The organism is Achromobacter sp. B7 (genome assembly GCF_003600685.1).
Taxonomy (GTDB): domain Bacteria; phylum Pseudomonadota; class Gammaproteobacteria; order Burkholderiales; family Burkholderiaceae_B; genus Achromobacter; species Achromobacter spanius_B.
In genome coordinates, this window is record NZ_CP032084.1 from 4,138,723 (window position 1) to 4,164,617 (window position 25,895).

General features: G+C 66.1%; 24 protein-coding genes. 15 read left to right on the top strand and 9 right to left on the bottom strand.

From position 1 onward, the window contains the following. Positions 1-81: 81 nt before the first annotated feature. From DVB37_RS18625 to DVB37_RS18635, 3 genes are all read left to right on the top strand, one after another. Positions 82-876, top strand: a complete 795-nt coding sequence (locus tag DVB37_RS18625) for an SDR family NAD(P)-dependent oxidoreductase (protein ID WP_046805939.1) — start codon at positions 82-84, stop codon at positions 874-876. A 36-nt stretch (positions 877-912) separates the two neighbouring features. Next, positions 913-1,926, top strand: a complete 1,014-nt coding sequence (locus DVB37_RS18630; protein WP_120156410.1) for a zinc-binding alcohol dehydrogenase family protein — start codon at positions 913-915, stop codon at positions 1,924-1,926. 193 nt (positions 1,927-2,119) lie between these two features. Beyond that, entirely contained in the window at positions 2,120-3,082 is a 963-nt protein-coding gene (locus DVB37_RS18635) for a tripartite tricarboxylate transporter substrate binding protein (RefSeq protein WP_104145945.1), read from the top strand. A gap of 100 nt (positions 3,083-3,182) precedes the next feature. Here the strand turns inward: DVB37_RS18635 and DVB37_RS18640 are convergent, their stop codons facing one another. Both DVB37_RS18640 and DVB37_RS18645 read right to left on the bottom strand, forming a co-directional pair. Continuing rightward, positions 3,183-3,980, bottom strand: coding sequence for a flavin reductase family protein (locus tag DVB37_RS18640; protein ID WP_046805942.1), 798 nt, complete (start codon positions 3,978-3,980; stop codon positions 3,183-3,185). An 11-nt stretch (positions 3,981-3,991) separates the two neighbouring features. Next, positions 3,992-5,056, bottom strand: coding sequence for an LLM class flavin-dependent oxidoreductase (locus tag DVB37_RS18645; RefSeq protein ID WP_120156411.1), 1,065 nt, complete (start codon positions 5,054-5,056; stop codon positions 3,992-3,994). A gap of 108 nt (positions 5,057-5,164) precedes the next feature. Here DVB37_RS18645 and DVB37_RS18650 point away from each other — a divergent pair, with 108 nt between their 5' ends. Beyond that, complete coding sequence (locus tag DVB37_RS18650) at positions 5,165-6,112, top strand: LysR family transcriptional regulator (RefSeq protein WP_120157569.1); 948 nt, start codon at positions 5,165-5,167, stop codon at positions 6,110-6,112. A 57-nt stretch (positions 6,113-6,169) separates the two neighbouring features. Here the strand turns inward: DVB37_RS18650 and DVB37_RS18655 are convergent, their stop codons facing one another. After that, positions 6,170-7,048: an SMP-30/gluconolactonase/LRE family protein gene (locus DVB37_RS18655; protein WP_120156412.1), complete on the bottom strand. Its 879-nt coding sequence runs from the start codon at positions 7,046-7,048 to the stop codon at positions 6,170-6,172. A 277-nt stretch (positions 7,049-7,325) separates the two neighbouring features. Here DVB37_RS18655 and DVB37_RS18660 point away from each other — a divergent pair, with 277 nt between their 5' ends. The 7 genes from DVB37_RS18660 to DVB37_RS18690 are packed head-to-tail and all read left to right on the top strand — an operon-like array spanning position 7,326 to position 15,377. After that, entirely contained in the window at positions 7,326-8,096 is a 771-nt protein-coding gene (locus DVB37_RS18660) for an enoyl-CoA hydratase/isomerase family protein (RefSeq protein WP_046805945.1), read from the top strand. Position 8,097: 1 nt separating this feature from the next. After that, positions 8,098-10,401 (top strand): acetate--CoA ligase family protein, encoded by a 2,304-nt coding sequence (locus tag DVB37_RS18665; protein ID WP_120156413.1) that lies wholly within the window; start codon positions 8,098-8,100, stop codon positions 10,399-10,401. Continuing rightward, positions 10,380-11,585 carry an acyl-CoA dehydrogenase family protein gene (locus DVB37_RS18670; RefSeq protein ID WP_120156414.1) on the top strand — a complete coding sequence of 402 codons (1,206 nt, stop codon included), beginning with the start codon at positions 10,380-10,382 and terminating at the stop codon, positions 11,583-11,585. The genes DVB37_RS18665 and DVB37_RS18670 overlap by 22 nt, the downstream gene beginning before the upstream one ends. After that, complete coding sequence (locus DVB37_RS18675; RefSeq protein ID WP_120156415.1) at positions 11,582-12,526, top strand: acyl-CoA dehydrogenase family protein; 945 nt, start codon at positions 11,582-11,584, stop codon at positions 12,524-12,526. The genes DVB37_RS18670 and DVB37_RS18675 overlap by 4 nt, the downstream gene beginning before the upstream one ends. A gap of 9 nt (positions 12,527-12,535) precedes the next feature. Beyond that, complete coding sequence (locus DVB37_RS18680; RefSeq protein ID WP_104145938.1) at positions 12,536-13,294, top strand: SDR family NAD(P)-dependent oxidoreductase; 759 nt, start codon at positions 12,536-12,538, stop codon at positions 13,292-13,294. Further along, positions 13,294-14,628 (top strand): SDR family NAD(P)-dependent oxidoreductase, encoded by a 1,335-nt coding sequence (locus DVB37_RS18685; protein WP_240433925.1) that lies wholly within the window; start codon positions 13,294-13,296, stop codon positions 14,626-14,628. The genes DVB37_RS18680 and DVB37_RS18685 overlap by 1 nt, the downstream gene beginning before the upstream one ends. Next, the gene (locus DVB37_RS18690; protein ID WP_120156416.1) at positions 14,616-15,377 is read left to right on the top strand and encodes a carboxymuconolactone decarboxylase family protein; all 762 of its coding nucleotides are present in this window, start codon (positions 14,616-14,618) and stop codon (positions 15,375-15,377) included. The genes DVB37_RS18685 and DVB37_RS18690 overlap by 13 nt, the downstream gene beginning before the upstream one ends. Before the next feature lie 19 nt (positions 15,378-15,396). Here the strand turns inward: DVB37_RS18690 and DVB37_RS18695 are convergent, their stop codons facing one another. Both DVB37_RS18695 and DVB37_RS18700 read right to left on the bottom strand, forming a co-directional pair. After that, positions 15,397-15,753: a hypothetical protein gene (locus DVB37_RS18695; RefSeq protein ID WP_046805952.1), complete on the bottom strand. Its 357-nt coding sequence runs from the start codon at positions 15,751-15,753 to the stop codon at positions 15,397-15,399. 68 nt (positions 15,754-15,821) lie between these two features. Next, positions 15,822-16,682 (bottom strand): aldose 1-epimerase, encoded by an 861-nt coding sequence (locus tag DVB37_RS18700; RefSeq protein ID WP_240433926.1) that lies wholly within the window; start codon positions 16,680-16,682, stop codon positions 15,822-15,824. A gap of 225 nt (positions 16,683-16,907) precedes the next feature. Between DVB37_RS18700 and mutS the strand changes: the two genes are divergently transcribed. The 3 genes from mutS to DVB37_RS18715 all read left to right on the top strand — a co-directional run bounded on the left by mutS (position 16,908) and on the right by DVB37_RS18715 (position 21,191). Next, positions 16,908-19,562 carry a DNA mismatch repair protein MutS gene (mutS, locus tag DVB37_RS18705; protein WP_120156418.1) on the top strand — a complete coding sequence of 885 codons (2,655 nt, stop codon included), beginning with the start codon at positions 16,908-16,910 and terminating at the stop codon, positions 19,560-19,562. Then, positions 19,559-20,752, top strand: coding sequence for a cupin domain-containing protein (locus tag DVB37_RS18710; RefSeq protein WP_120156419.1), 1,194 nt, complete (start codon positions 19,559-19,561; stop codon positions 20,750-20,752). Before mutS ends, DVB37_RS18710 begins: the two co-directional genes overlap by 4 nt. 217 nt (positions 20,753-20,969) lie before the next feature. After that, positions 20,970-21,191 carry an endopeptidase gene (locus DVB37_RS18715; RefSeq protein WP_082134552.1) on the top strand — a complete coding sequence of 74 codons (222 nt, stop codon included), beginning with the start codon at positions 20,970-20,972 and terminating at the stop codon, positions 21,189-21,191. A 246-nt stretch (positions 21,192-21,437) separates the two neighbouring features. Here the strand turns inward: DVB37_RS18715 and bamC are convergent, their stop codons facing one another. From bamC to DVB37_RS18735, 4 genes are all read right to left on the bottom strand, one after another. Next, the gene (bamC, locus tag DVB37_RS18720; protein WP_046805955.1) at positions 21,438-22,562 is read right to left on the bottom strand and encodes an outer membrane protein assembly factor BamC; all 1,125 of its coding nucleotides are present in this window, start codon (positions 22,560-22,562) and stop codon (positions 21,438-21,440) included. A gap of 17 nt (positions 22,563-22,579) precedes the next feature. Beyond that, positions 22,580-23,485 (bottom strand): 4-hydroxy-tetrahydrodipicolinate synthase, encoded by a 906-nt coding sequence (gene dapA, locus DVB37_RS18725; RefSeq protein WP_046805956.1) that lies wholly within the window; start codon positions 23,483-23,485, stop codon positions 22,580-22,582. Between the two features lie 87 nt (positions 23,486-23,572). Beyond that, complete coding sequence (locus DVB37_RS18730) at positions 23,573-24,220, bottom strand: site-2 protease family protein (RefSeq protein ID WP_046805957.1); 648 nt, start codon at positions 24,218-24,220, stop codon at positions 23,573-23,575. Between the two features lie 72 nt (positions 24,221-24,292). Beyond that, the gene (locus tag DVB37_RS18735; RefSeq protein WP_046805958.1) at positions 24,293-24,919 is read right to left on the bottom strand and encodes an L-threonylcarbamoyladenylate synthase; all 627 of its coding nucleotides are present in this window, start codon (positions 24,917-24,919) and stop codon (positions 24,293-24,295) included. A gap of 86 nt (positions 24,920-25,005) precedes the next feature. Here DVB37_RS18735 and DVB37_RS18740 point away from each other — a divergent pair, with 86 nt between their 5' ends. Further along, entirely contained in the window at positions 25,006-25,857 is an 852-nt protein-coding gene (locus DVB37_RS18740) for a neutral zinc metallopeptidase (RefSeq protein ID WP_046805959.1), read from the top strand. The last annotated feature ends 38 nt before the right edge of the window (positions 25,858-25,895 follow it).

Sequence of the window (25,895 nt, forward strand, 5' to 3'; positions counted from 1 at the left end):
CTAGCCGGTTTTTCATGCCTGCGAACTGGGTAATCATGGTTTCGTTTTCAAGCCTGTCCTGATCTCTACTGGAGCTGACACATGAACATCGAACTGAATGGCAAAAAGGCGCTGGTCACCGGGTCATCCGGCGGTATCGGCCTGGCGATTGCGTTGGGCCTGGCCGAAGCCGGCGCCCAAGTGGTGCTGCACGGCCGCAGCGCCGACAAGCTGGCCCAGGCGGCGGCCGCGATTGCACAGAAATTTCCCGCCGCCAAGGTCACGACCGTGCAGGCCGACCTGGCCACCGCCGATGGCGCCGCGTCCATCGTGGCGGCCCACCCCGACGTGGACATCCTGGTGAACAACGCCGGATTCTTCGCCCCCAAGTCGTTCACCGAAATCACGGATGACGACTGGCAGCACATGCTGGACACCAACGTCATGAGCGGCATCCGGCTATCGCGCTACTACCTGCCCCGCATGATCGCGGCCAACTGGGGCCGCATTGTGTTCATCTCCAGCGAATCGGCGGTGCAGATTCCGGCGGAAATGATCCATTACGGCGTCAGCAAGACGGCGATGCTGGCTGTGTCCCGGGGCCTGGCCGAGCTGACCGCCGGCACGGGCGTCACCGTGAATGCCGTGCTGCCCGGCCCGACGCGCTCGGAAGGCGTGTCCGACTTCTTCGCCGAAATGGCCAAGGAACAAGGCGTGTCGCAAGACGAGATGGAACGCGACTTCATTGCCCAACACCGCCCCACGTCCCTGCTGCGCCGCCTGGCAACCGTGGATGAAGTGGCCAACATGGTCGTCTACGCGTGCTCCACCCAGGCCAGTGCCACCAACGGCGCCGCGCTGCGCGTGGACGGCGGCGTGGTCCGCTCCATCCTCTGATCTCCCCCCATCACAACGAAAACCCGAGCCACCGATATGAAAGCCATTGCCTACTTCAAGAACCTGCCGGCCGACCAGGCTGACGCCCTGCAAGACATCACCATCGACGAGCCCACCCCCGGCAACCACGACCTGCTGGTGGACGTGCACGCCATTTCGGTGAACCCGGTCGACGTGAAGATCCGCGCCAACCGCGCGCCCAAGGACGGCAAGCCCGAGATCATCGGCTGGGACGCCGCCGGCGTCGTGCGCGCCGTGGGCGCGAAGGTCAGCCTGTTCAAGCCGGGCGACCGTGTCTGGTACGCCGGCGCCATCAATCGCCCCGGCGCCAACAGTGAACGCCATGTGGTGGACGAACGCATCGTCGGCCACATGCCCAAGAGCCTGGACTTTGCGCAAGCCGCCGCGTTGCCCCTGACGACCATCACCGCCTGGGAACTGCTGTTTGACCGGCTGCGCGTGCTGGACAACGCCGCCCCAAGCCAGGGCAGCCTGCTGGTGGTGGGCGCGGCCGGCGGCGTCGGGTCCATCCTGGTGCAGCTGGCGCGGCAGCTGACGGGGCTGACCGTGATCGGCACCGCGTCGCGGCCCGAGACGCAGGCCTGGGTGCGCGAACTGGGTGCGCATCACGTCATCGACCACAGCAAGCCGCTGGCGCAAGAGCTCAAGCGCATCGGCGTGCCGCAGGTCAGCCACATCGCCGGCCTGACCCATAGCGACAAGCACTTTGCCCAGCTGGCCGAAGCCATCGCCCCGCAAGGCAAGATTGCGCTGATCGACGACCCCAGCGCCATTGACGTGCGGTTGCTGAAGGGCAAATCGGCGTCGCTGCATTGGGAGTTCATGTTTGCGCGTTCGCTGCACAACACGCCCGACATGATCGCGCAGCACGAATTGCTGAACCAGGCGGCCCGGCTGATCGACGACGGCACGCTGCGCACGACGCTAGGCGAGCACTACGGCAAGATCAACGCCGAGAACCTGCGCCGCGCCCATGCCTTTATCGAAAGCGGCAAGGCGCAGGGCAAGGTCGTCCTGGAAGGTTTCTGACGGCCTTCGCAGAACTGTTCTGCGCAAAGATGGGGTAATCGGGAAGTCCGATAAAAATTATCATCGACTCCTGTGACAACCCAAGGCGGGCGGCCCAGCGCCGCCCGCCGCCCCTGTCGCCACGCTGACAATACGCTGACCCGGCCCACAGAAGGCACGGACATGCACGGCGGCGGGATCAAGGAGAGAGACAATGTTCAAGCTCACGCGCCGCGGCTTCCTCGCGGCCGGCACCCTCATGATGCTTGCGCGGCCGTTGCGCGCCGCCCCCAAGCCCGTGACCCTGATCGTGCCCTACGCGCCCGGCGGCCCCAACGACAACTTCGCCCGGCTGCTGGCCGAAGGCATGAGCGCGCAGTTGGGCGTGCCGTTCATTGTTGAAAACAAGCCCGGCGCCAACGGCATCATCGGCGCCGCGCAAGTCGCGCGCGCCCCCGCCGACGGCAACACGCTGCTGATGGGTGGCTCGGGCCCGGTGTCGCTGAACGTCTTGCTGCGTCCCAACCTGCAATACCGGTTCGACAGCTTCGCGTCCGTGGCGATGATGTTCGATGGGCCGTTGACCATCACCGTGCCCGCCACGATGGGCGTCAATTCCATTGCCGAGCTGGTCGCCTACGCCAAGAAGGAAAACCGCGCGCTGACCTATGGTTCGCTGGGGCCAGGCAGCGTCACCGACCTGTACGGCTTGATCCTGGCCAAGACGCTGGGTATCCCGCTGACCGCCGTGCCCTACAAGAGCACACCGACCAGCTTGATCGACCTGATCACCGGCCGCAACGACCTGTCTTACATGACGCCCATCGCGCTGGCCGATCACCAGAAGGCGGGCGCGGTGAAGATCCTGGCGCTGACGACCGATCAGCGCGACCCCGGCCTGCCCGATGTGCCGTCGGTGGTTGAGCTGGGCTATCCGCAGTTAAAGGCCAGCTACTGGACCGCGCTGCACGCGCCCAAGGGCACGCCCGCCGATTTGATCCAGGCGTATTCCGCCGCGGCGATCAAGACGGTACAGGCCGAGAGCTTTCGCCAAATGTTGGTGGCGAACGGGCAGACCGAAAAAGCCGGCGGCCCGCAAGCGCTGGACGCGCAGTTGGAAGCCGACCGCCAATACTGGGGTCGCGTCATCCAGGAAAACCATATCGTGCTGGATTGATCAGAGGCTTGCCGCCGCGCAGCCGGCGGCAACTTGCGTTTCAACAGCAGCAAAAAATGCCCGCCGACATGGCGGGCATTTTCCTGGACGCGGCCCTTGCCTATTGAAGCCGGACGGGCGCGATGCGATGCGTGGCGGATTTGAAGTTGATAACGGGCTGCGCTTCGCGGCACGTCGTCTTGCGGATTTTGCCCACGATCAGATCATGCGTGCCCAGCACTTCGGTGCAGACGATATCGCATTCGATGCTGGCCAGCGCATCGGGCAGCACCGGCGTGCCCTGCTCATTCATCACCCAGCCGCCTTGCGCAAAGCGCGCCATGCCTTGCGGCTGGCCCAAAAACGCCTGCATGACGGCCTCATGTCCTTCACCCAGCACATTGGCCACAAAGCGGCCGTGGCGCAGCAAGGGCTCGCGCGCGGACGAGGTCTGCTGAACGAAGAAGCCGACCATCGGCGGGTCGGCCGAGATCGAGGTCAGGCTGGACACGATCATGCCGGCCACTTGATCGCCCTGCCCCGTGGTGACCGCGCTGATGCCGGCGGGCAGCGAACGCATCGCCGCCTTGAAGTCGTCAACCGACACCACCTGGTCATGCTCGTTGACCACCATGTGCGCGCGGATGTCGCCGCGTTCGTCGACCCATCCGTGCCTGGCCGCGTAGTCGACCATGGCGGAAAAATCCGCTTCCCATTTCGGGTCGCCCGCATGCTGCGACAAAAAACGCAGCACCGATGGCGACAGCCGCACATGGCGCTCGTCTTCGCGTCGCCCGACGCGGGCGATGGCGTGTTCCAGGCGGTCACGCGGCTGCGGATCGGCCAGCACGTCCAGCCGCCGGAAGTCCGACGGATGCCGCAGCGTGATCGCCCCCGCGTTGCTCAGATAGATCTGCATCTTGCACTCCTTCAGGCCACGGCCGTCGTGCTGCCGACTTCCTTGCGGATGGCCGGAATGATCTTGTCGCCCCACAGCTCGATCTGCTTGAGCATCGTCTTCTGATCGAAGTCGCCCAGCTGCGTCTGCAACGCAATGTGCTTGGGCCGCAGGATGCTGATCTCTTCCAGCATTTTGTCGATCACTTCATTGACCGAGCCCACCGGCAGGTTCTTGCGCAGCTGCTCGAACGTGGGATCGTTTTCAGACGGCACTTCCTTGACCATGTAGCCATCGTCGCTTTGCGCGCGGCGGAATTTCAGGCTTTCGGAAATGCGGCGTTGAAAGCGCGCGCAGTCCAGGTACGCGTCGATCTCGGCCTTGTTGTCCGACGCGTAGCCACAGCGCAAAAAGCCGAACTTCACATCGCGGTCCAGGTCGCGACCGTTGTCCTCGGCCACTTTTTCCAGCCTGCCGCGCAGCTCGGAAATGGCGTCGTTGCCCTTGAGCAGCGCCGTGACGAACAGGTTATGGTTTTCGCGCACGCCACGGCCCAGCGTGACCGGGTTGCCGGACGTGATCCACAGCGGCGGCATCGGGTCCTGCAAGCAGCGCACGGCGATCGAGCTGGGCGGTATCTTCAGGAATTGCCCGTCGTGTTCAAAGATTCTCTGCGTCAGGCCCTTGGGAATCACGTCCAGGAATTCGTTGAAGATCGCGCCCGAATCCGCGATCTGCACGCCGAAGCGTTCGAACTCGAATTCCTGATAGCCCGAGCCCACGCCCAGGTCCAGGCGGCCATTGGAAACGGTGTCCACAAAACCCACTTCGGCCAGGAAGCGCGCGGGGTGATACAGCGGCAGAATGCACACCGCCGTGCCCAGGCGTATGCGCTGCGTCTTGGCCGCCGCGTGCGCCACCGTCATCAGCGGCGAGGGCGACAAGGAGTAGTTGTTGAAGTGGTGCTCGGCGTACCAGGCCGCATCGAAACCGGCCTGCTCCGCCACCACGGTTTGCTCGATGGAGTTGTTGATGACTTGCTTTGAGGACTGGTGGTAACCTCGCTGCTGCGCCAGAATGAACACGCCGAATTCCATAATGTCTCCTCATTGATTGCTTGACGTTCTGAGGAAATTCTAGAGGCCGGCAGTCATCGGGGAAATACAGGAAATGCGGCGTTCTGTGCTGCGTAAAGTGGAGGAATGATGGACAGGCTGCGCGCGATGGAGCTCTTTCTGTCGATCTCCAAGACCGAGAGTTTTTCTGAAACGGCTCGGCAGTTCGGGGTGTCGGCAACGTCGGTATCCCGCATGATCACCGAGTTCGAAAACGAGTTGAACGTGAAGCTGCTGCTGCGTTCGACCCGGCAGGTCGTGCTGACCGAAGCCGGCCAGGAATATGCGCAACAGCTTGAGTCCATTCTGTGGAACATCAACGAGGCGCATCGCAACATCACCGAAATCCGCGCCGCGCCCAAGGGCATCCTGCGGGTGCATTCGCGCATGATGTTCGGCCTGGGCGTGCTGCCGCCGCTGGTGGCCGCGTTTCGCCAGCAGTACCCCGACATTCATATTGAACTGGTGCTGTCCGAAACCAAGGCAGACCTGCGGCGCAACAACTTCGATATCGATTTCCGCATTTCTCCCCCCGTTGAAGCGGGCTTAAAGCGGCGCATCCTGTTCAAGAGCGAACGTTTTCTGGTGGCCTCGCCCGCTTACCTGGCCAAGCACGCCGCGCCCGCCCGGCCCGCCGATATCGCGCAGCACGATTGCCTGGCCTACCTGCTGCCCGGCGATCAATATTGCTGGCGCTTCAAGCAGGATGAAGCGATTGAGGAAGTGCTGATCAAGCCGCGCCACGTGACCAACAACGGCGTCGCGCTGCTGGAACTGGCGCTGCTGGGTGAGGGCATTGCGCTGTTGGACGACTACACCGTGCACAACGATATTTCGCGCGGTACGCTGGTGCGTTTATTCCCTGATTATCACGTCACCAATACGACCTTCGAAGAAGGCATGTACGCCACCATCCTGGACACCGCGATGATCCCCGTGAAGATCCGGCTGTTCCTGGATTTCGTGGCCTCGCATGTGTCGGGTTCGGCGCTGCGGTTCACGGCGTATAACAAGACGGCCGCCGCCGAAAGCCCCTGATAAGGGGCGATGCATCAAGGGCGTTGCATTATGGCCGAAGCATCAAGGCCGAACGCATCAAGGCCGAATGCGGCATTGCCCGCGCGGCGCGCCCACGGCGCCCGCGCCCCGAACGCGCAGCAAGGCTCCATCCAGCGGCCCCGTGGCTGTCAGCCGGCCGCTGTCGCTGATGGTCGTGACAAAGATATCCGACAAGTCCGGGCCACCGAAACATAGCGATGCCGGATGCGCCACCGGCAGGTCGATGCGGCGATCCAGCTTGCCCGCCGCATCGAACCGCGCAATGGCCGCCGCGTGCACCAACGCGGTCCACAAGCCGCCCTCGCGATCAAAGCAGCAGCCGTCCGGGGCCGAACCGAGCGCATCGGTATCGATGAATACCTCCGGGGACAACAACCGGCCCGCTTCCTCCATGCGATAGCGAAACCCCTTGCGTTGCGCGCTATCGCACACATGAAAATGCCGGCCGTCCGGATGCATGACCGGGCCGTTCACCACGCCCAGCCCTTGCGCGATGCGGCTGACCCGGCCGCCCGTATCCACGCGGTACAAACCGCCCAGCGCCGCTTCGCCCTCTTGCCGATGAACATGCATGGTGCCGGCCACGAAGCTGCCATCAGGCAGCGGGGCGCCATCGTTCAGCCGCAGGTTCGGGTGGCTGTCGTCAATGCGCCCCAGCGTGCGCGTAGCGCCGTCGTTCAGGCTGACCAGCGCAAAGGTTTCTTTCAACGCCACGATGATGCTGGCGCCGCCGTTCAGCGCAAACGAGCCCACCGGGGCCGGCAAGCGCCATTCACGCGTCGCACCGTTTTCCGGATCGATCCTCAGCAACTGCCCGCTGCGGCAATCCAGCATCCACAAGCAATTTTCGGCCGCATCCCACACCGGGCACTCGCCCAGCGCTGCGCGAACCGTGCCGATACGCTCGATCTGCATGTGCCGACCGCCCCTGTTCTGCTCGTCCGGCGGACGAATTCCCAAACCATGGTATCGGCTTGCGCGGCGCGGGAATATGCCGTTTTCGTGCAGAACACAACCAACATTTTTGGCCTGAATCCTGCGCAATACCCGTCCATATAATCCAAAAAAAACCGGCCACCCCGCGCTGAAAACGGGGCAAGACCGGTCCATCGGACTCATGGAGACACGTCATGCAGCATGCCATCGGCGCCCTGCGCGCCCTCGCTTTTTCCCCAATCAACAAGGTGCCCGCATGAGCGATGCCACCGTCACGTTGGAAGTCAACGAAGGGGTTGCGCTGGTCACGCTGAACAGCCCGCCGGTCAATGCGCTGAACCGCGCCATGCGCCGCCGCATCGTCGCCATCTTCGACGAAATATCCGAGCGCGATGACATACGTTGCGCCGTGCTGACAGGCCAGGGAAAAGTGTTCTGCGCCGGGGCGGATTTGAAAGACCGACCCAACGCCGACATCGCCGGCGACTTCCTCGAGCACAACCGCATCACCCGCGAAACCGGCAACGCCATCAAGGAATGCGCCAAGCCAGTGATTGCCGCGGTGAACGGCGCGGCGCTGGGCGCGGGGTTGGGGCTGATGGCCGCGTGCGACATCATGTACGCGTCCGACAACGCCACCTTCGGCATGCCCGAGATCAACGTGGGCCTGGCGGGCGGCGCGTCCATGTTGCGCACGCTGGTGGGCCGGTCAACTTTGCGCCGCATGTTCTTCACCGGCCAGCGCCTTAGCGCGCACGACCTGTTGCGCCGCAACGTGCTGGAAGACGTGCTGCCGCCCGACCAGTTGCTGCCCACGGCGCTGGCGCTGGCGCATGAAATTGCGTCCAAGGCACCGCTGGCCGTCTTGTATGCCAAGCGCGCCGCCAACATGGTGGACCTGATGCCGCAGCGCGATGCCTACCGTTTCGAGCAGGACTTCACGATGGCGCTGGCCAAGACGGAAGACGCCCGCGAGGCGCGCATGGCGTTCCTGGAAAAGCGCCAGCCGCAATTCAAGGGCCGCTGACATGGCGCGGATCGCACAAGCGCACAGCGCGCAGCAACATCGCCCCCAGCGCGCGGGCGCCGGGCTGACGCCGTTTTTCAAGGCAGGCAGCATCGCCGTCGTGGGCGCGTCGGACGACGTCACCAAGATCGGCGGGCGCCCCGTGCAGATGCTGATCAAGCACGGCTATGCCGGCGCCGTGTATCCCATCAACCCCAAGGGCGGAGTCATCCAGGGCTTGCCCGCCTACGCCTCGGTGCGCGACACGCCATCCGCTCCCGAGCTGGCCATCCTGGCCGTGCCCGCCGCCGCCACGCCCGCCGCGTTGCGCGACTGCGCGGCGCGCGGCACCAAGGCCGCCATCGTGCTGTCGGCCGGCTTCACGGAAGCAGGCCCTGCTGGCGCCGCGCTGCAAGCTGAGCTGGTCGCCATTGCCCGGGAATACGGCATGCGCGTGCTGGGGCCGAACTGCCTGGGCGCGGTCAACGTGGCCGACCGCCTGATCGGCTCGTTCTCGATCGCGCTGGAAGAACACATGCCGCCGGCCGGGCACGCGGGCATCGTGTCGCAGTCGGGCAATGTGGGTAGCCACACCATGCAAAGCGTGGCGCGGCGCGGCATGGGCGTCAGCCGCTTCATGGCGACCGGCAACGAAGCCGACGTGGACGTGGCCGACGGCATCGCGGCGCTGGCCGACGACCCCGACACGCACATCATCCTGTGCTGCATGGAGACGTGCCGCGATGCCGACAAGCTGATCAGCGCGCTGCGCCTGGCGCGCCAGCGCGGCAAGCCGGTCATCGTGTTGAAGATCGGCTCCACTGAAAAGGGCCAGCAGGCGGCCGCGTCACACACCGGCGCGCTGACCGGGTCCGATGCCGTCATCGACGCCGTGTTCCGCCGCCATGGCGTGCTGCGCGTGCGCTCGGTGGAAGCGTTGATCGACGTCGGCCACGCGGCGTCGATGCTGATGCCGAACCGCTTGCCCCGCAACGACGCGGTGACGCTGGTGGCGGCCTCGGGCGGCTTCGGCATCATGATGGCCGACGCCATGAGCGAGGCGGGCATGACGCTGCCCGCGTTGGCGCCGCTGACGCAACAGCGCATCCACGACGCCGTGCCCACCGCCAGCACCGGCAACCCGGTCGACGCGTCGGCGCAGATGTCGAGCCGGCCCGACATCCTGGGAAAGATGCTGACCGCCTTGCTGGAAGATCCGTCCGACAGTTCGCTGGTGTTGTTCATGTCGCTGTCGCTGTACAACACGCGGCTGCGCGGCATCTACCTGGAAGCGCTGGCGCAGGTGCGCGCCCGCCATCCGGAGCGCCTGCTGATGATCATCAGCCAGGGGCCGGCGGACGCCATCGAACAGATCAATGCGCTGGGCATACCCGTGTTCGCCAGCATTGATGCCGCGGCCACGGGTTTGGCGGGGCTGGCACGGCTGGGGCAGTTGCGTGCGAGGGGTGGCGCTGACCGTGCGGCTGGAGCGGGCGACACGGCGGCAACACCGCTTGCAGAGCCCGACGGCGCTTCGGTTGCAGCCATCGACAATGCGCCCCCCGCCCCTTCCCCCGTCGACCCCGTCGTCTTCAAGAATGAATTCCACGCCAAGCAGGCGCTGGGCCAAGCCGGCATCGATGTGCCGGGCGAAGTGATCGCCATCGATGCCAACGCGGCCGTGCGCGCCGCCGACAGCATCGGCTACCCCGTCGTGCTGAAAATCGCGTCTGAGGATGTGGCGCACAAGACCGAGGCAGGCGGTGTGGCGTTGGATGTGGCCGACGCCCAGGCCGTGCGCGAGGCTCATGCCCGCATTCTTGCCAATGTGGCGCGCCACGCGCCCAGCGCCCGCATCGACGGCGTGCTGGTGGCGCCGATGCTGCGCGGTGGCACGGAAATGATCGCGGGCGTGTCGCAAGACCCGGTCTTCGGGCCGATTGTCATGGTGGGCATGGGCGGCATCTATGCCGAAGTGCTGAACGACGTGGCGGTACAGACCGCGCCCGTCACCGAAGACGAAGCGCTGGCGATGATCCGGTCATTAAAGATGTTCCCGATCCTGGACGGCGCGCGTGGTCGGCCCAAGGCCGACGTGCAAGCCGCTGCACGCAGCGTGGCCCGCTTGTCGGAATTTGCCTACCGCCATCGCGACGACATCGCCGACATCGACATGAACCCCATTCTGGTAAGGCCCGAGGGCCAGGGCGTGGTGGTGCTGGACGCGCTGATGATTCCGCGCGCCACGCGTGCCTCTACACCCGCAGCCGAGCCCGCAGCCGAGCCCGCAGAGCAAGGACAAGCATGCAATTCGAACAACAGGTAATCGTTCCCGACCCCGCCTCGGGCGTCGAGGTCTACCGGCAACACGCGCGCAATTGGCTGCGCGCGAATTTGCCGGACTTCATGCGGGCGGACAGCCCGGACTGGCGCGCCCCCACGCTGGCCGAAAGCAGCGCCTGGGAAGCGGCCATGCATCAGGCCGGCCTGGCCGGCATGACCTGGCCCAAGATCTATGGCGGCCACGGCCTGACGCTGCGCGAACATCTGGCGGTGAACAAGGAAATCGGCGCGCTGCCGATGCCGGAAAGCGTCAGCTCCATCGGCAAGGAACTGGCCGGCCCCATCATCATGGCCGTCGGCGACGATGCGCAGAAGCAGGCCTTCCTGCCGGAAATCCTGACGATGCGGCAATTCTGGTGCCAGGGTTTTTCCGAACCGGACGCCGGGTCGGACCTGGCGCGCTTGCGCACCAAGGCGGTCGCGGAAGGCGGGCATTGGCGCATCAACGGCCAGAAAATCTGGACCAGCGGCGCGGCCAAGGCGCACTACTGCCTGCTGCTGACGCGTACCGGCACCGTGGCGGACAAGCACCGTGGGCTGCTGATGTTTGCCGTGCCGATGGACACCCCGGGCATCCGCGTGGTGCCGATCAAGTCGATCGACGGCAAGGAGTCGTTTGCCGAGGTGTTCTTCGACGATGTGGTGGTGCCCGATAGCGCGCGTCTGGGCGCGCCGGATGAAGGCTGGAACGCCGCCATCCGCGTGCTGTCCATCGAACGCGCCACCAACCGCATGTACCGGCCGTGGCGCTTTGAATGCGAACTGCGCCAGTTGATCGCGGCGTGCAAATCCGACGCGCGTCTTGCGCCATCGTTGGACGACGGCTATGTGCAACAACGCGTGGGCGAAGTGGTCGCGCAGGTCGATGGCTTGAAGGGGCTGGTCGAACTGACCGTGGAACGCATGTTGCGCGGCGAATCCCTCGGCGCGCGCGGATCGTTGACGAAGCTGTATTGGTCCGAATGCCATCAGGCTTTTGCCGGGCTGGCGCTATCGCTGCTGTCGCAGGTGGGGCCGCATTCCAGCCCGCTGGCGCGGCGCGCGCACAAGGCCTTTACCAACGCGTACCTGTTCGCGCGCGCTGAAACGATCTACGCGGGCACCACTGAAGTGCAGCTGGATGTGATCGCGCAGCGCGTCATGAACCTGCCCAAGGATTTGACATGAGTAGCGAAGAACTGCGTCCCGAAGAGTTCGCGCAAGCCGCCGACGCCGCCATCACCGATGCGCTGTCGCGCGCGGACGCGCATGAGATGGCCGCCGTGCTGGCGCAGGCCGGGCTGTGCGGCGTGATGGCGGACGAGGCCGACGGCGGGCTGGGCCTGGACCTGGCGTTTGCCTTGCCGATTGCGCACGCGGCGGGCCGGCTGCAACTGCCCTTGCCGCTGGCCGAACAGATGTTGCTGTCCAAGGCGCTGGCGGGCACCCCGCACGCCGCCGTGCTGGTGGCCGGCGAGCGGCTGGCGGGCATCGCGTGGCAAGGCAGCGTGCAACAAGGTAGCGCGCGCGTGGATCATGGCCCGGCCGACTGGGTGCTGGTGGCCGATGGCGACGGCGCGGCGCTGCTGGACGTGCGCGATGCCGCGCAAGAACCCCAAGCGGCACTGGACCCCGACCACCCCCAGATCTGGCTGACGCTGGCCGGCGCACCCGTGCTGGCGCGGCTTGACGCGCAGGCCTGGCGCGCGCTGGAAGCGTCCGCGCAACTGCTGCTGGCCGAGTTCGCCAACGGCGCGGCCGAGGGGGCATTGCAAGCCACCGCGGGCTACCTGGCGACCCGCGTGCAATTCGGCCGTCCGCTATCGGCCAAGCAGGCCGTGCGCCATCTGCTGGCACGCATGCGCTTGCTGCAAGACGTGTCCAGCGCCGCGATCCGCCGCGCGATGCACACCGATGAATTCGGTGCGCCGCGCGACACCCGGCCCGCATTGGCGGGCGCCGTCGCCAACGCCGCTTTCGTCATTGAAAAATCCATCCACCTGCACGGCGGCATGGGTTTTACCTGGGAGCTGCCCTTGCACCCCGCGCTGCGCGCGGTGCGCAAGCTGGACGCGGCATTCAGCGGCGTGTCACGCGCCGTGGGCGGCGATTTCATTGAATCGGTGTAGGAAGAAACCATGCAACAAGATCTGGCTGGGCGCGTGGCGCTCGTCACCGGCGCAGGCGCCGGCATCGGCCGCGCCACCGCCCGCGCGCTGGCGGCGCGCGGCGCCATCGTGGGCGTCAACGACTTGAAACAGGAACTGGTGGACGCGGCCGTCGCCGACATTACCGCCCATGGCGGCAAGGCGTTTGCGGTGGTGCAGAACGTGGCATCGCGCGAAGGCATCGCACAGGCCGTGAGGCAGGCGGCCGAATACGGCTCGCGCTTTGACATCCTGGTCAACAACGCGGCGTGGGTGCGCTACCAAAGCGCGGCCGAGATCCAGGCCGACACGATGGACCGCATGTTGGACATTGGCTTCAAGGCGGTGATCTGGGGCATCCAGGCCGCCGCCGAGGCGATGGACCCGGAACGCGGCGGCGCCATCGTCAACGTGGCGTCCACCGCCGCCCTGAAATCCGCGCCCGCGTCGATGGTGTATTCGGGCATCAAGGCGGGCGTGCTGGGCATTACCCGGGCGGCGGCGGCCGAGCTGGGCGGGCGCGGCATCCGCGTCAATGCGGTCTGCCCATCGGCGGTGCCGACGGAAGGCACGCAGCGCAACCGCAACGCCGAACGCGACGCGCGCCGCATCGCCAGCACGCCGCTGGGGCGGCTGGGTACGGTGGAAGACGTGGCCAGCGGCATCGCGTTCCTGGCCAGCGACGAAGCGCGCTTCATCACGGCGCAGGCGCTGGTGGTGGACGGCGGCATCACGTTCACCACGCTTTGATGGATACGGTTCTGTTGACCGGCGCGGCCAGCGGCATCGGCCGCGCCACGGCCTGGCATCTGGCCCGACTAGGCCACCGCTGCGTGTTGGTGGACCGCAATGCAGCGGCGCTGGAAGAACTGTTGGCGCAGTTGCACGCGGCGAAGAAGGCGAATGTGGACGCCGATGCCGATGCCGACCGCATCGCCGCCCCAATCGCAAGGCCCTCGCGCACCGGAGCCACGGACCGGCCCGCGCCGCAGTCCCAGGCGCCCGCCACCGTCCACGTCGAACATCTTGCCCGCGTCGTCGACCTGACGGACCCCGAACAGATCCTGGCGCTGGCCGACGGCATGCCGACGCTGAACGCCATCATCAATAACGCGGGGATGACTGACGCCAGCAACCTGCCGGTCGTCGAACAACATGACCGCGACTGGCAGCGCTTGCTGGACCTGAACCTGCATGCGCCGCCCCGGCTGCTGCGCGCGCTACAGGGGCGCTTGGCGCCGCACGCCCGTATCGTCAACGTGGCGTCGGGCGCGGGGCTGCATGCCATTCCGCTGCGCGGCGCGTACAGCCCAAGCAAAGCCGGCTTGATCGCGCAGACGCACGCGCTGGCGCGCGCGCGGCCCGACCTGGGCGTCAGCGTCTTGTGTCCCGGCTTCGTGCAAACGGAATTGGTTGACGGGCTGATCGCAAGCGGCCGCCTGGACCCGGTGCGCGCAGTGGCGAAGATTCCGCTGGGGCGCCTGGCCAAGCCCGAAGAACTGGCCTGCGCGCTGGCGTTTCTGGCCAGCCGGCACGCCGCGAGCTTAAGCGGCAGCCGCCTTTCCGTAGACGGCGGGTCGTCTGTCTTTGGCGGCAGCCAAGCCTATGCCCCCAACGCCATCCCCGCCGTGCCCTGCGACACGCCTTTGTCGTTAACCGTGCACGGCGGCTGGCCCGGGCTGGGCAGCACGGATACGCGCGACGGCTACGCTGCCATCATCGACACGTCTGTGCTGCACAGCCCGCCTGGCGGGCGGCTGGCGGCCACCTTGGCGGCCGCGCAGCGCCATGGCGGCGGCAGTGGGCCGGGCAGCCTGACGCTGCTGCTGCCGCGCGCGGCCCAGGCGGATTTCCAAGTGGACTCCCATGCGAACTCTCCTACGGCCTGGGAACACGCGGGCGACGACGCGGCCGCGCGCATGCTGATCGCCACGCTGGCCTGTGAATGGGGGCCGCGCGCGCGCCGCATCAATGCCGTCGAAGTGGACGCCGCCAACCCGGACGCCGCGCTGAACCCCCTGCTTCGTTTCGTCGCGGGCGCCGAAGCTCAATACCTGACAGGGCAAACGCTATGCACGCGCTGAACGATCCCGCCGCGATCAAAGCCCGATTCATCGCCGCGCGCGGCTACTGGCGGCCGTGGACCGAGACGCTGTTGCATGCCAACCCCGCGTTCTTGTCGACCTATGCCGAGTACGCGGGCTATCCGGCGCGCACCGGGCCATTGACGCCGCGCATGGTCGAGCTGATCTACGTGGCGCTGGACACGTCCCCCACGCACCTGTACGAAGCGGGTTTGACGACGCACCTGAAGCTGGCCCTTGCGGCGGGCGCCAGCGAGGCGGACGTCTTCGACGTGCTGCACCTGGTGACGTTGCAAGGCCTGGGCGCCGTGCTGCAAGCGGCGGACGTGCTGGACGAGGCCGCCCCGTCGGCGGCCCTGCCGCCGGATGATCCGCTTGCCGCCCGCATCCAGGCGCTATGGCCCGATCAGGCGGCCAGCCTGTTGCGACTGGCGGCGCAGGACCCGGGTTATGTGGCCGTGCTGCTGGATTTTGTGGAAGGCGGCGCGCCGGCAGGCGGCCTTAGCCATGCCGAACGCTTGTTGGTGCGCATTGCGCTGCACGCCGCGTTCACGGAGGGCAACCGCGGCGCATTGCAGGCGCTGATTCCGCATGCGCTGACGCAAGGCGTGACGCGCGCGGAGATACTGCAAGTCATTCAACTGGGCGCCCACCTTGCCGTGCATGGCGCGTCGTTGGGCGCCACGGTGTACACGAAGGTGGTTGCCGATAACAGGAACGAGCCCGGCAAGGCCGACGCAACGGCTTGACCGGATCCTGCTGCCTGGCTCAGGCCTGCCCTTCCCGCTTGGCGCGGGCATGCGGATCGTTGATTTCCGTTTCCAGTTCGGCAATCAGCCAATCGAACCAGCCCTTCTCGGTGCGGGCATACACCACGGCGGCGGGCGTCTTGCCGTCGCGCCAACCGGGTTGATGGGTGTCCATCCACGACGCCAGGCTCTTGTGCGGCGCCAGCAGCCCCGACAACCAGTTCCACAGATAGTCCGGCACGTTACGGCGAAAGCCCTTTGCGCTGGCATACAGCGTGGGCTCCAGCGGCAGGCTGCCAGAACGGGCCAGCTTGGCCTGCACCCGGCGCAGCGTTTCGGCCGCCGCCTGCAATTGTTCGGTGCTGAGCTTTTTCACGTAGGAGACTCCTGGATTGGGGTTGGCGGATTATCGCCGGAGGAAGCCGGCGTTTCCAAGCGCGGCGTTCAGCGTTGGCCGCGAGGCGGCGTCAGCACCATCAGCGCCGTGGCCGCAAAGCGCGCCCCCGGTTCCAGCACCTGCATCCCCGTGCGGGTTTCACCGGCCGCCGCCAGGTTGAACGCGTCGGCCACATTGGTGACGGGTTCCACGCACAGAAATTGCGATCCCGGCGCGGTGTAGACCACGACATGGGCAAAAGCCGGGTCCGCGTGCAACGCCAGTTCGTGCCCATCCGCCCAGTGCAGCGTGGCGCGCCCCTCCCATTGCGACAGATAGGTATCGCAACCTTCGGCCGACCAGCGCAACTCGCGCACATGCTTGACCCGGCTGCCCGTGGGCAACCCGTCGGCATCGGCGGGCCACACGCGCCGCGCGTTCAGTGTCACGCGTTCGGCGGTGAAGTACGGGTGGATGCCCAGCCCGCAAGGCATGGCGGAATCGCCCTGGTTGATGACGCTGAGCGACAGGCGCAAGCCGCGCGCGTCCAGCCGGTAGCGCTGAACGCATTCGAACGGCCAGGGCCAGCCCAGCACGCCCGCCGGCTGGGCCAGCACCAGGTCGATGCTGTCGGCTGTGTGATTGCGCACCTGCCAGGGCTGAAACAGGCCCGCGCCGTGGATGGCTTGCGGCCGGCCGGGCACCGATTGCAGCGCGTGGCGCGCGCCATTGAACGTGAACACGCCGTTGCGGATGCGATTGGAATACGGCACCAGCGGGTAGGAGCCCGCGCGGGGCCACTTGCCGGCCGCCCATTCGGTGGCGGTCAGCGGCACGATCCAGTCGTGAGAGCCCGTGGACAAGCGGGTCAGCCGCCCGCCGCCACCCGGCGCGAACTCGGCCTGATGCGCCCCGCTGGAGATCGTCACGCGTGCGGCCGCGTTTATGGGGTCAGGAAATGGCGGGTCGGGAAAAGCAGGATCGGGCAAAGCGGGATCGGGTAAGGCGGGGTCGGGAAAGGGCAAGTCCGGCATCTGGTGCTCCAACGGCCAACACAAGACCGCATCGTGCGATTGTGCCGTCGGCAGCGGGGCGCGGCAAATCCGTCCTGCTTGCCCCCGCACGCGCCCGCTCGCCCCGATACAATCACGGGCATGAATTCCGCAACACAACTCACCGCCGCCGAGGCCCACGCGGGCCACACCCCCATGATGCAGCAATACCTCCGCCTGAAAGCGGAGGCCGGCCCCTTGCTGCTCTTCTACCGCATGGGCGACTTCTATGAAATGTTCTACGAAGACGCCGAGCGCGGCGCGCGCCTGCTCAACCTCACGCTGACCAAGCGGGGCTCGTCCAACGGCACGCCGATTCCCATGGCGGGCCTGCCCGTACACGCCATGGAGCAATACCTGGCGCGGCTGGTGGCCATGGGCGAATCCATTGCCATCTGCGAACAGATCGGCGACCCGGCCGCCTCCAAGGGCCCCGTCGAACGCCGCATCGTGCGCATCGTCACGCCCGGCACACTCACCGATGACGCGTTGCTGCCCGCCAAGGCGGATCGCGCGCTGGCGGCCGTGTTCGTGTCCGGCAACGCCCGCGCGCCGCGCGCCGGCCTGGCGTGGTTGAACCTGGCCAGCGGCGAATTCCGCGTCACCGAATGCGCGCCCGCGCAGCTGGAATCCGAACTGCACCGCATAGCGCCGGCCGAGATCGTCTGCGCCGACAGCGCCGCGTTCGACTTTCCTTTCGACGGCGCGCGCTCGCGCGTGCCGGACTGGCATTTCGAAAACGATGGCGCGCGCGCGCATCTGCTGGCGCACTTCAAGACCGACACCCTGGCGGGCTTCGACATCGAAGACATGCCCGCGGGCATCTGCGCCGCCGGCGCCCTGCTGCGCTATGCGGCACGCACGCAATCGCAGGCGCTGGCCCACGTGCAAAGCCTGTCCGCCGAACGGCCGGGCCAGTACGTGCTGCTGGACCCGGTGACCCGCCGCAACCTGGAACTGACCCAAACGCTGTCGGGCGAAGACGCCCCCACGCTGTTCTCGCTGCTGGACGGCTGCCGCACGCCGATGGGCAGCCGGCTGCTGCGCCGCTGGCTGCATCACCCCTTGCGTGAAAACGATCAGGCGCTGGCGCGCCAGCAGGCCATTTCGGCGCTGCTGGCAGGCCGCATGGACGTTGAGCAGACCTTCGGGTCCGCCAGTGTGCTGGAATCGCTGCGCGCCGCGCTGAATGCGTTTCCTGACATCGAGCGCATCGCGGCGCGCCTGGCGCTGCGCTCGGTACGCCCCCGCGAACTGGCCAGCCTACGCGATGCGCTGCAATCGCTGCCCGCGTTGCGCGACCTGGTCGAACCCATGGCAGCGTCGCCGCGCCTGGGCGAACTGATCTCGCACCTGTCCGTGGACCCCGCGCTGGCCGCTTTGCTGGTGCGCGCCATTGCGCCGGAACCGGCCGTCGCCATTCGCGACGGCGGCGTGCTGGCCGCCGGGTTCGATGCCGAACTTGACGAGCTGCGCGGCCTGGCCGCCGATGGCGGCGATTTCCTGCTGCAACTGGAAGCGCGCGAACGCGAACGCACCGGCATCAGCAACCTGCGCGTGGAATTCAACCGCGTGCACGGCTTCTATATTGAAGTGACCAAGGGCCAGACCGCCAAGGTGCCCGAAGACTACCGCCGCCGCCAGACGCTGAAAAACGCCGAACGCTACATCACGCCCGAACTTAAAACGTGGGAAGACAAGGTGCTGTCCGCGCAAGACCGTTCGCTGGCGCGCGAAAAGTGGCTGTTCGAGCAATTGCTGGACGTGCTGGCCGAACACGTGCGGCCGTTGTCGGACTGCGCCGCCGCGCTGGCCGAGCTGGATTCCTTGTCCGCCCTGGCCGAGCACGCGCGCCGTCACGACTGGATCGCGCCCGAGCTGTCCGAGAACGCCGACATCGACATCGACGCTGGCCGCCACCCTGTGGTGGAACACGCCATTGAACGCTTCACGCCCAACGGTTGCCGGCTGGACCCGGCGCGTCGCATGTTGCTGATCACCGGCCCGAACATGGGCGGTAAGTCGACGTACATGCGGCAGGTGGCGCTGATTGTGCTGTTGGCGCGCATCGGCAGTTTCGTGCCGGCCGCGCGGGCTCGCATCGGCAAGATCGATCGCATCTTCACCCGCATCGGCGCGGCCGACGACCTGGCGGGCGGGCGCTCGACCTTCATGATGGAAATGACCGAGGCCGCCGCCATCCTGTCGGCCAGCACGCCCAACAGCCTGGTGCTGATGGACGAGATCGGTCGCGGCACGTCCACCTATGACGGCCTGGCGCTGGCGTGGGCCATTGCCTGCCGCCTGCTGGCGCACAACCGCGCACTGACCCTGTTCGCCACCCACTACTTTGAACTGACGCGCCTGCCGGCCGAACAACCGGCATCGGCCAACGTGCACCTGGCCGCCGCCGAATCCGCGGCCGGCATCGTGTTCCTGCACGAAGTGCGCGAAGGCCCGGCCAGCCGCAGCTACGGTATCCAGGTGGCGCAACGCGCGGGGGTGCCGGCCGCCGTCATCCGCCAGGCCACGCGCGAGCTGGAACGGCTGGAGGCGCAAGGCGCACCGACGCCGCAACTGGGCCTGTTTTCAGCGGCGGCGGACGCCGACGCGCACGCCTACGCCCAGGCTGATCGCGACGACGCCATCGAGGCGCTGGACGCACTGCGCGAAGAACTTGCCACGATCGACCCCGACAGCCTCACCCCGCGCGAAGCGCTGGACGCTCTCTACCGCCTGAAGAAGCACCTTCAATGAACCTTGACCAACCCCTGCCGCTGTTAGGCGACCAAAGCCCGAACGACTTCATGCGCCGCTACTGGCAGCGCAAGCCGCTGCTGATTCGTCAGGCCATCCCGGGCTTTCAACCGCCGCTGACCATCGCCGCCATCAAGAAGCTGGCGCGACGCGACGATGTGGAATCGCGCCTGATCTGGCGCGAAAACGGCGAATGGCAAATGGAAAACGGCCCCTTTGCGCGCCTGCCCAAAGACAATGAGGGCGACTGGACGCTGCTGGTGCAAAGCGTGGACCTGCTCAGCGACGCCGCATCCGAACTTATGGGCTTGTTCCGCTTCATTCCGGACGCCCGCCTGGACGACGTGATGATCAGCATCGCCAGCCATGGCGGCGGCGTGGGCCCGCACTTCGACAGCTACGACGTCTTCCTGCTGCAAGCGGCGGGCGAACGCGAATGGCGCTATGGCCGGCAAAAAGACCTGTCCCTGGAACCCGGCCTGCCGCTGAAGATCCTCAGCAACTTCCAGCCCGAGGAAAAGGCCGTGCTGGCGCCGGGCGACATGCTGTACCTGCCGCCCCAGGCCGCGCATGACGGCGTTGCCATGGGCGATGGCTGCATGACGATCTCGATCGGCTTTCGCGCGCCTACGCAGGCCATCCTGGCGCGCGGGCTGCTTGAAGCCGCCGCCGACCAGGTCATGGCGCGCGTGGGCTTGCTGGGCGGCCCGTATGGTGAACCCGCCCTGCCCGGTCCGAAGCTGTCCGCCGTCTACCGCGACCCGGGCCAACCCGCCGTCGACACCCCGGCTGCGCTGCCGGATGCGCTGGTGGCGGCCACGCTGGAAACCGTGGAAAAACTGCGTTTTGACGATGCGCTGGCTTCGCGCTTTCTGGGTTGCTGGCTGACCGAACCGCACAACCAAAGCGTCTTCGACGCGCCCGAAGACGTGCAGGTGGATCTGGAAGAAGACTGGCCCGCGTCCGGTCGCCTGGTGCTGGACCGCCGCAGCCGCATGCTGTATCGCGGCAAGCAGCTTTTCATCAACGGCGAAACCGCCATGACGCCCGCCGGCGCCGCGCTGCGCACGCTGGCCGACGCTCGTAGCCTGGACTGCGCCGACCCCGCCTGCGCAAAGCTGTCGGAAGAGGCCCGTTCGTGCCTGGCCGATTGGCTGGACTCCGGGTGGATTCATTACGTGGCGGCGTAGTATCCGGACACGCCCACGTATCGGATTCGGACAGAACGCAATCAGATCCATGCGTGGGGACACATAAGGAAAGAGATAACACGAAGCTGAAAGGTTTGTTGCCGTTGGGATGCGACCTTTTTAACTTTCACACGCGCTGCGGCGTCAGCTTCCTGTAGCCTGACTTCTGGTTTCCCCTAAGGGGGTTTCAAGAGTCGTCATCTACAGGAGTCCAAAAATGATGAGCAAAACCTTGATTATTGCTTCGGTGCTGGCCGTTGCGCTCAGCGCTTGCAACAAGAAGGAAGATGCCCCGGCGGCGCCCGCGACCACCCCTGGCGCCAGCACGCCGGCCCCCTCGACCACGCCTCCGGCCACGTCGCCGGCCCCGACTTCGCCTGGCACCACGCCTGGCGGCGGTTCGAATACCCCGGGCGGCTCGACCACCCCGGCGTCTTAATAAAACAGAGACGAACCCCCGCTCTGAAGACGCAAAAAAGCCCCGGCAAGAAGTTGCCGGGGCTTTTTTGCGTCTGCGCGCGATGCGGGGTGGGAAGAGCCGTGCACAGCGGCGATGCCCTGCCCATCAAAGGCATCGGCTGGTCCGTCCGTCCCCAACCAGGGCGGCGCTGCAAAGAAAAGGCCCCCATCTGGGGGCCTTGGGCATTGCCGGCCGGGGCGCATGGCACCGGCCGAGATCGCCTGATTACATCTTGTCCTTCAGCACGCTCAGCAGGCGCTGGGCGGTAGCGCTGCTGTCGCGCGCACCGTTGGCGTCCAGCACCGTCACCGTGGTCTGGTCGCCCGTGGCGGCCAGGTGGATGCGGAACTGAGGCGCTCCGGCCTTCTTGTCGCCCGAGAACATGCGGCTGAAGAAGCCCGGCTGCTCGTTCTTTTCGCCGGTGTCGGTATCGACGTAGCGCACGAAGTAGTCGCCCGTGGAGCGGTCGCGGTCGTCGACGGCAAAGCCGCCGCCGTCCAGGGCCACGCCGACACGGCGCCAAGCGCGGTCGAACGATTCAGCCACCAGCAACGAGGCGCCTTGGGAACGGACGTCTTCCTGCACGGCCGGCTTTTGCGGCGAGGCTTCGGCCTGCTGCACCAGCTTGCGGGCGTTGTCCACGTCGGAACCCAGGTAGACCATCATGCGCGCCAGCATGGCGGCGTTCAGGCCCGGATCTTCCTTGCCGTTCTGCCACTGCACCTGGCCGCCGTCGGAACCGACGCGCTTTTCAAGCATCTGGCGATGGCTGACGTAGACCTCGGTGTGGCCGTTCACGCGTTCGACGCGGGTACGGAATTTTTCACGTTCGCCGCTATCCCAGGCCGATTCCAGCACGGCGCCCAATGCCTGGCGCAACCAGCTTTCCGGAATCTTGGCGCGGTTTTCCGCCCAGTCGGTTTCGATCAGGCCGGCCGACGGGTTGTTGCTGGCCACGGTGAAGCCGTTTTCGGTCCAGAAGTCGACCAGACGCGGAAAGACGTCTTCCGGCGCGCGGTCAACGACGAGCCAGCGCAGGTCGCCGTCGCGTTCGACACGCATGTCCTGGCGGCCGGGCAGCACGTTGCTGGTCTTGGGCGCGGTGGCTTGCGCCTGGCCCTGCTGCTGAAACTGCGAGTACGTCGTCGAGCCCGAAGCGGGCGCGCGATAACGCGGGTCGCTGTTGGCCTGAGTCAGATCCGGCGGGATGCTCAGAGGCTCTCCACGCTGGGTGACGGCGCTCTTGTAGTTGACGGATTCTTCATTGCCCAGGAATTGATTGACCTCGCTGCAGCCGGCCAATAACACCAGAGACATCAATGCCGACAAACCGGCATGACGTTTGTTCATACGTATCCTCACGATATTTAGAGCAGACCCGTTTCCTGGAGCGCGCGACGCACGACTTCGTGGTTCTGCGTACCCAGTTCAACCAGCGGAAGCCGGTAGCCCAGTGCGCTGCGGCCCATTTCGGCCAGCGCCCACTTGACGGGGATGGGATTGGCTTCAACAAACAAAGCCTTGTTCAGACGCGCCAGATAGGCATTAAGTTCACGCACCTTGGGCACGTCGCCCGCCAATGCGGCGGCACAGAGGTCGCGCATGAGCTTGGGCGCCACGTTGGCGGTCACGGAGATATTGCCGCGCGCGCCCAGCAGGATCAGGGCGGCGGCAGTGGGGTCGTCGCCGCTGAAAACTTGGAACGTGTCCGGCGCTTCACGCAGCAGCAAGCCGCCGCGCGCGATGTCGCCGGTGGCGTCCTTGATGCCGATGATGCCGGGCACCTGCGCCAGGCGCAGGACCGTTTCATTGGTCATGTCGGCCACGGTGCGGCCGGGCACGTTGTACAGGATGGTCGGCAGGTCGACGGCTTCCGCGATCGCGCGGAAGTGACGGTACAAGCCCTCTTGCGAGGGCTTGTTGTAGTAAGGAACGACCGACAGGCCGGCCTGCGCGCCCACGGCCTTGGCGTGGTTGGTTAGGTGGATGGCTTCGTCGGTGGAGTTGGCGCCCACGCCGGCGATGACCGGGATGCGGCCCGCGGCATGTTCCACCGCTACGCGAATCAGCTCCGCGTGTTCTTCCATGGAAACCGTGGGCGACTCCCCGGTGGTGCCCACCACCACGAGTGCGTCGGTTCCTTCCTGGACGTGCCAGTCGATCAATGACCGGTAGGCAGCGTAGTCCAGGCTGCCGTCGGGCTGCATGGGAGTGACCAGGGCCACCAAGCTGCCCTGGAAATTAACGCCTGCGGCGGATGCAGGGGATGCCATAAATGTAGGGCTCCAACGCCCCGCGGCAGGATGCCCCAGGGCCAGAATCAAAGAAACCGCTGAGTTTAACGGATATTGGATGAAATCCTACAGAAACCACTGGACGATAGTCGTTCCAAGTTCATACACCGGGCGCATCAAAAGCCACAGCACATCCGTGACCAGCAGGACGATCACGATGACCAGCCCATACGGCTCTATTTTTGAGTATTGCCAGGCCAGACGGTTCGGCAGCAGGCTGAACAGGATACGTCCCCCATCCAGCGGCAGGATGGGCAGCAGGTTCAGCGCCATCAGCACCAGATTGATGTTCACGCCCGCCACGCCCATCTGGAACCAGAACGATTCCTGCATGCCGGATTCCAGCATCAGCCGCAGCGAAAAGGCCCACAAAATCGCCATGAAAAGGTTGGCGGCGGGACCGGCCAGCGCCACCCAGAGCATGTCGCGCTTGGGGCGGCGCAGGCGCCCGAAATCCACCGGCACGGGCTTGGCCCAGCCGAACAACATGCCGGGGCTGCCCAGCAGTTTGGACGCCAGAAGAATTGCCATCGGCACCAGCAGCGTGCCGATCGGATCGATGTGCCGGGCGGGATTCAGGCTGACACGGCCGGCTTCATAGGCCGTGGGGTCGCCGAACATGCGAGCCACGTAGCCGTGGGCGGCCTCGTGCAGCGTGATGGCGAAAATGACCGGTATCGCGTAGACCGCAATGGTTTGGATGATGTCGTTCATGGCGAACCGGATTGTAGATGAGCCGCGTGCCGGCGGGGGCCGGCACGCAAGGGCAAAACAGTAAAAGGGGAATCAGGCAAGGCCAAGCGTGGCCGGGTCGCCGCGGCCCACGCGCACCACGACGGGATCGTCGCTGGTGAGGTCAATGACGGTGGTGGGGGACTGCGCGCACGCGCCGGCGTCGATGATGGCGGCCAGCTGATGGTCGTAGCGTTCGCGGATGGCCTCGGCGTCGTTCAGGGCCTCGGTTTCGTCCTTGGGGATCAACGTGGTGGACAACAGCGGCGCGCCGACTTGCTCGAGCAGGCCGAGCATCACGGCGTGATCGGGCACGCGTATGCCGATCGTCTTGCGCGACGGATGCGAGACGCGTCGCGGCACTTCCTTGGTGGCTTCCAGAATGAAGGTCCACGGACCCGGCGTGGCGGCCTTCAGCAAGCGATATTGCTTGTTGTCGACGCGCGCGAAATGGCCGATTTCAGCCAGGTCGCGGCACAGCAAAGTCAGGTGATGTCTTTCGTCCAGACCGCGTAGCCGGCGCAAGCCGTCCGCGGCGTCCTTGTCGTCCAGCCGTGCGACAACGGCGTAGCTGGAATCGGTGGGTACGGCCACAAGGCCCCCATCGTTCAGCCATTGGGCTGCCTGCTTGAGCAGGCGAGGTTGAGGATTCGCAGGATGAATAGATAAATACAGAGCCATGGGTTTATCCTAACACTCTTGAATGCCGCCCAGTAAAGCGCGGCGATGCAAAATGGCGGGAACGCCGACCCGCCCGGAGAAACAGTATGCGCCTCGATGACTCGCGCGAAAGCGACAATGTGGAAGACCGACGTGCCAGCGGTCCCCGTATCGGCGGTCGTGGAACCATCGGCATCGGTACGATAGTACTTGCCTTGGTGGCCATGTATTTTGGCGTCGACCCCAGCGTCGTCCTGCAAATGGCCGAAGGCCCGGCCACCACGCAAGAAGCCCCCGCGACCAAGCCTCCCGTCAACGACCCACAAGCGCGCTTCGTGGCCAAGGTGCTTGGCGAAACCGAAGACACCTGGGCCGCCGTCTTTCAAAAGGATTTGAACCGCCAATACGTCGCGCCCAAGCTGGTGCTGTTTCGCGGCGCAACGCCCACGGCGTGCGGCACGGGCCAATCGGCGATGGGCCCCTTCTACTGCCCAGGCGACAGCAAGGTGTATATCGACCTGGCGTTCTTCGATGAACTGCAAAACCGCTTCAAGGCCCCAGGCGATTTCGCGCAAGCCTATGTGATCGCGCACGAAGTCGGCCACCACGTGCAGCACCTGCTGGGCATTTCGGATCAGGTCGACCAGCTGCGCCGGCGCAACCCCTCGCAGGCCAACGCCTTGTCGGTGCGCATGGAGTTGCAAGCCGACTGCTTTGCCGGCCTCTGGGCGCAGCGGGCCAACGCGGCGCGCAACATCCTGGAAGGCGGCGACGTCGAAGAGGCGCTGGGCGCGGCCACCGCCATCGGCGACGACCGCTTGCAAAAGCAGGCGCAAGGCTATGCCGTGCCCGACTCTTTCACCCATGGCTCGTCGGCCCAGCGTGTGCGCTGGTTCAAGCGCGGCCTGGAAAGCGGCAGCATCAAGCAGTGCGACACCTTCGGGGCCAGCGCGCTGTAGCCAGGCGCTGAAACCGGGCATCGCGCCCGGCTCGCAAG

Coding starts and splice junctions, on each gene's coding strand:
- DVB37_RS18630 (WP_120156410.1), top strand. CDS start 913: ATGAAAGCCATTGCCTACTTCAAGAACCTGCCGGCCGACCAGGCTGAC.
- DVB37_RS18715 (WP_082134552.1), top strand. CDS start 20,970: ATGATGAGCAAAACCTTGATTATTGCTTCGGTGCTGGCCGTTGCGCTC.
- mutS (WP_120156418.1), top strand. CDS start 16,908: ATGAATTCCGCAACACAACTCACCGCCGCCGAGGCCCACGCGGGCCAC.
- DVB37_RS18645 (WP_120156411.1), bottom strand. CDS start 5,056: ATGGAATTCGGCGTGTTCATTCTGGCGCAGCAGCGAGGTTACCACCAG.
- DVB37_RS18685 (WP_240433925.1), top strand. CDS start 13,294: ATGGATACGGTTCTGTTGACCGGCGCGGCCAGCGGCATCGGCCGCGCC.
- DVB37_RS18665 (WP_120156413.1), top strand. CDS start 8,098: ATGGCGCGGATCGCACAAGCGCACAGCGCGCAGCAACATCGCCCCCAG.
- DVB37_RS18740 (WP_046805959.1), top strand. CDS start 25,006: ATGCGCCTCGATGACTCGCGCGAAAGCGACAATGTGGAAGACCGACGT.
- DVB37_RS18670 (WP_120156414.1), top strand. CDS start 10,380: ATGCAATTCGAACAACAGGTAATCGTTCCCGACCCCGCCTCGGGCGTC.
- DVB37_RS18655 (WP_120156412.1), bottom strand. CDS start 7,048: ATGCAGATCGAGCGTATCGGCACGGTTCGCGCAGCGCTGGGCGAGTGC.
- DVB37_RS18625 (WP_046805939.1), top strand. CDS start 82: ATGAACATCGAACTGAATGGCAAAAAGGCGCTGGTCACCGGGTCATCC.
- DVB37_RS18675 (WP_120156415.1), top strand. CDS start 11,582: ATGAGTAGCGAAGAACTGCGTCCCGAAGAGTTCGCGCAAGCCGCCGAC.
- DVB37_RS18735 (WP_046805958.1), bottom strand. CDS start 24,919: ATGGCTCTGTATTTATCTATTCATCCTGCGAATCCTCAACCTCGCCTG.
- dapA (WP_046805956.1), bottom strand. CDS start 23,485: ATGGCATCCCCTGCATCCGCCGCAGGCGTTAATTTCCAGGGCAGCTTG.
- DVB37_RS18690 (WP_120156416.1), top strand. CDS start 14,616: ATGCACGCGCTGAACGATCCCGCCGCGATCAAAGCCCGATTCATCGCC.
- DVB37_RS18640 (WP_046805942.1), bottom strand. CDS start 3,980: ATGCAGATCTATCTGAGCAACGCGGGGGCGATCACGCTGCGGCATCCG.
- DVB37_RS18710 (WP_120156419.1), top strand. CDS start 19,559: ATGAACCTTGACCAACCCCTGCCGCTGTTAGGCGACCAAAGCCCGAAC.
- DVB37_RS18660 (WP_046805945.1), top strand. CDS start 7,326: ATGAGCGATGCCACCGTCACGTTGGAAGTCAACGAAGGGGTTGCGCTG.
- DVB37_RS18650 (WP_120157569.1), top strand. CDS start 5,165: ATGGACAGGCTGCGCGCGATGGAGCTCTTTCTGTCGATCTCCAAGACC.
- DVB37_RS18730 (WP_046805957.1), bottom strand. CDS start 24,220: ATGAACGACATCATCCAAACCATTGCGGTCTACGCGATACCGGTCATT.
- bamC (WP_046805955.1), bottom strand. CDS start 22,562: ATGAACAAACGTCATGCCGGTTTGTCGGCATTGATGTCTCTGGTGTTA.
- DVB37_RS18635 (WP_104145945.1), top strand. CDS start 2,120: ATGTTCAAGCTCACGCGCCGCGGCTTCCTCGCGGCCGGCACCCTCATG.
- DVB37_RS18680 (WP_104145938.1), top strand. CDS start 12,536: ATGCAACAAGATCTGGCTGGGCGCGTGGCGCTCGTCACCGGCGCAGGC.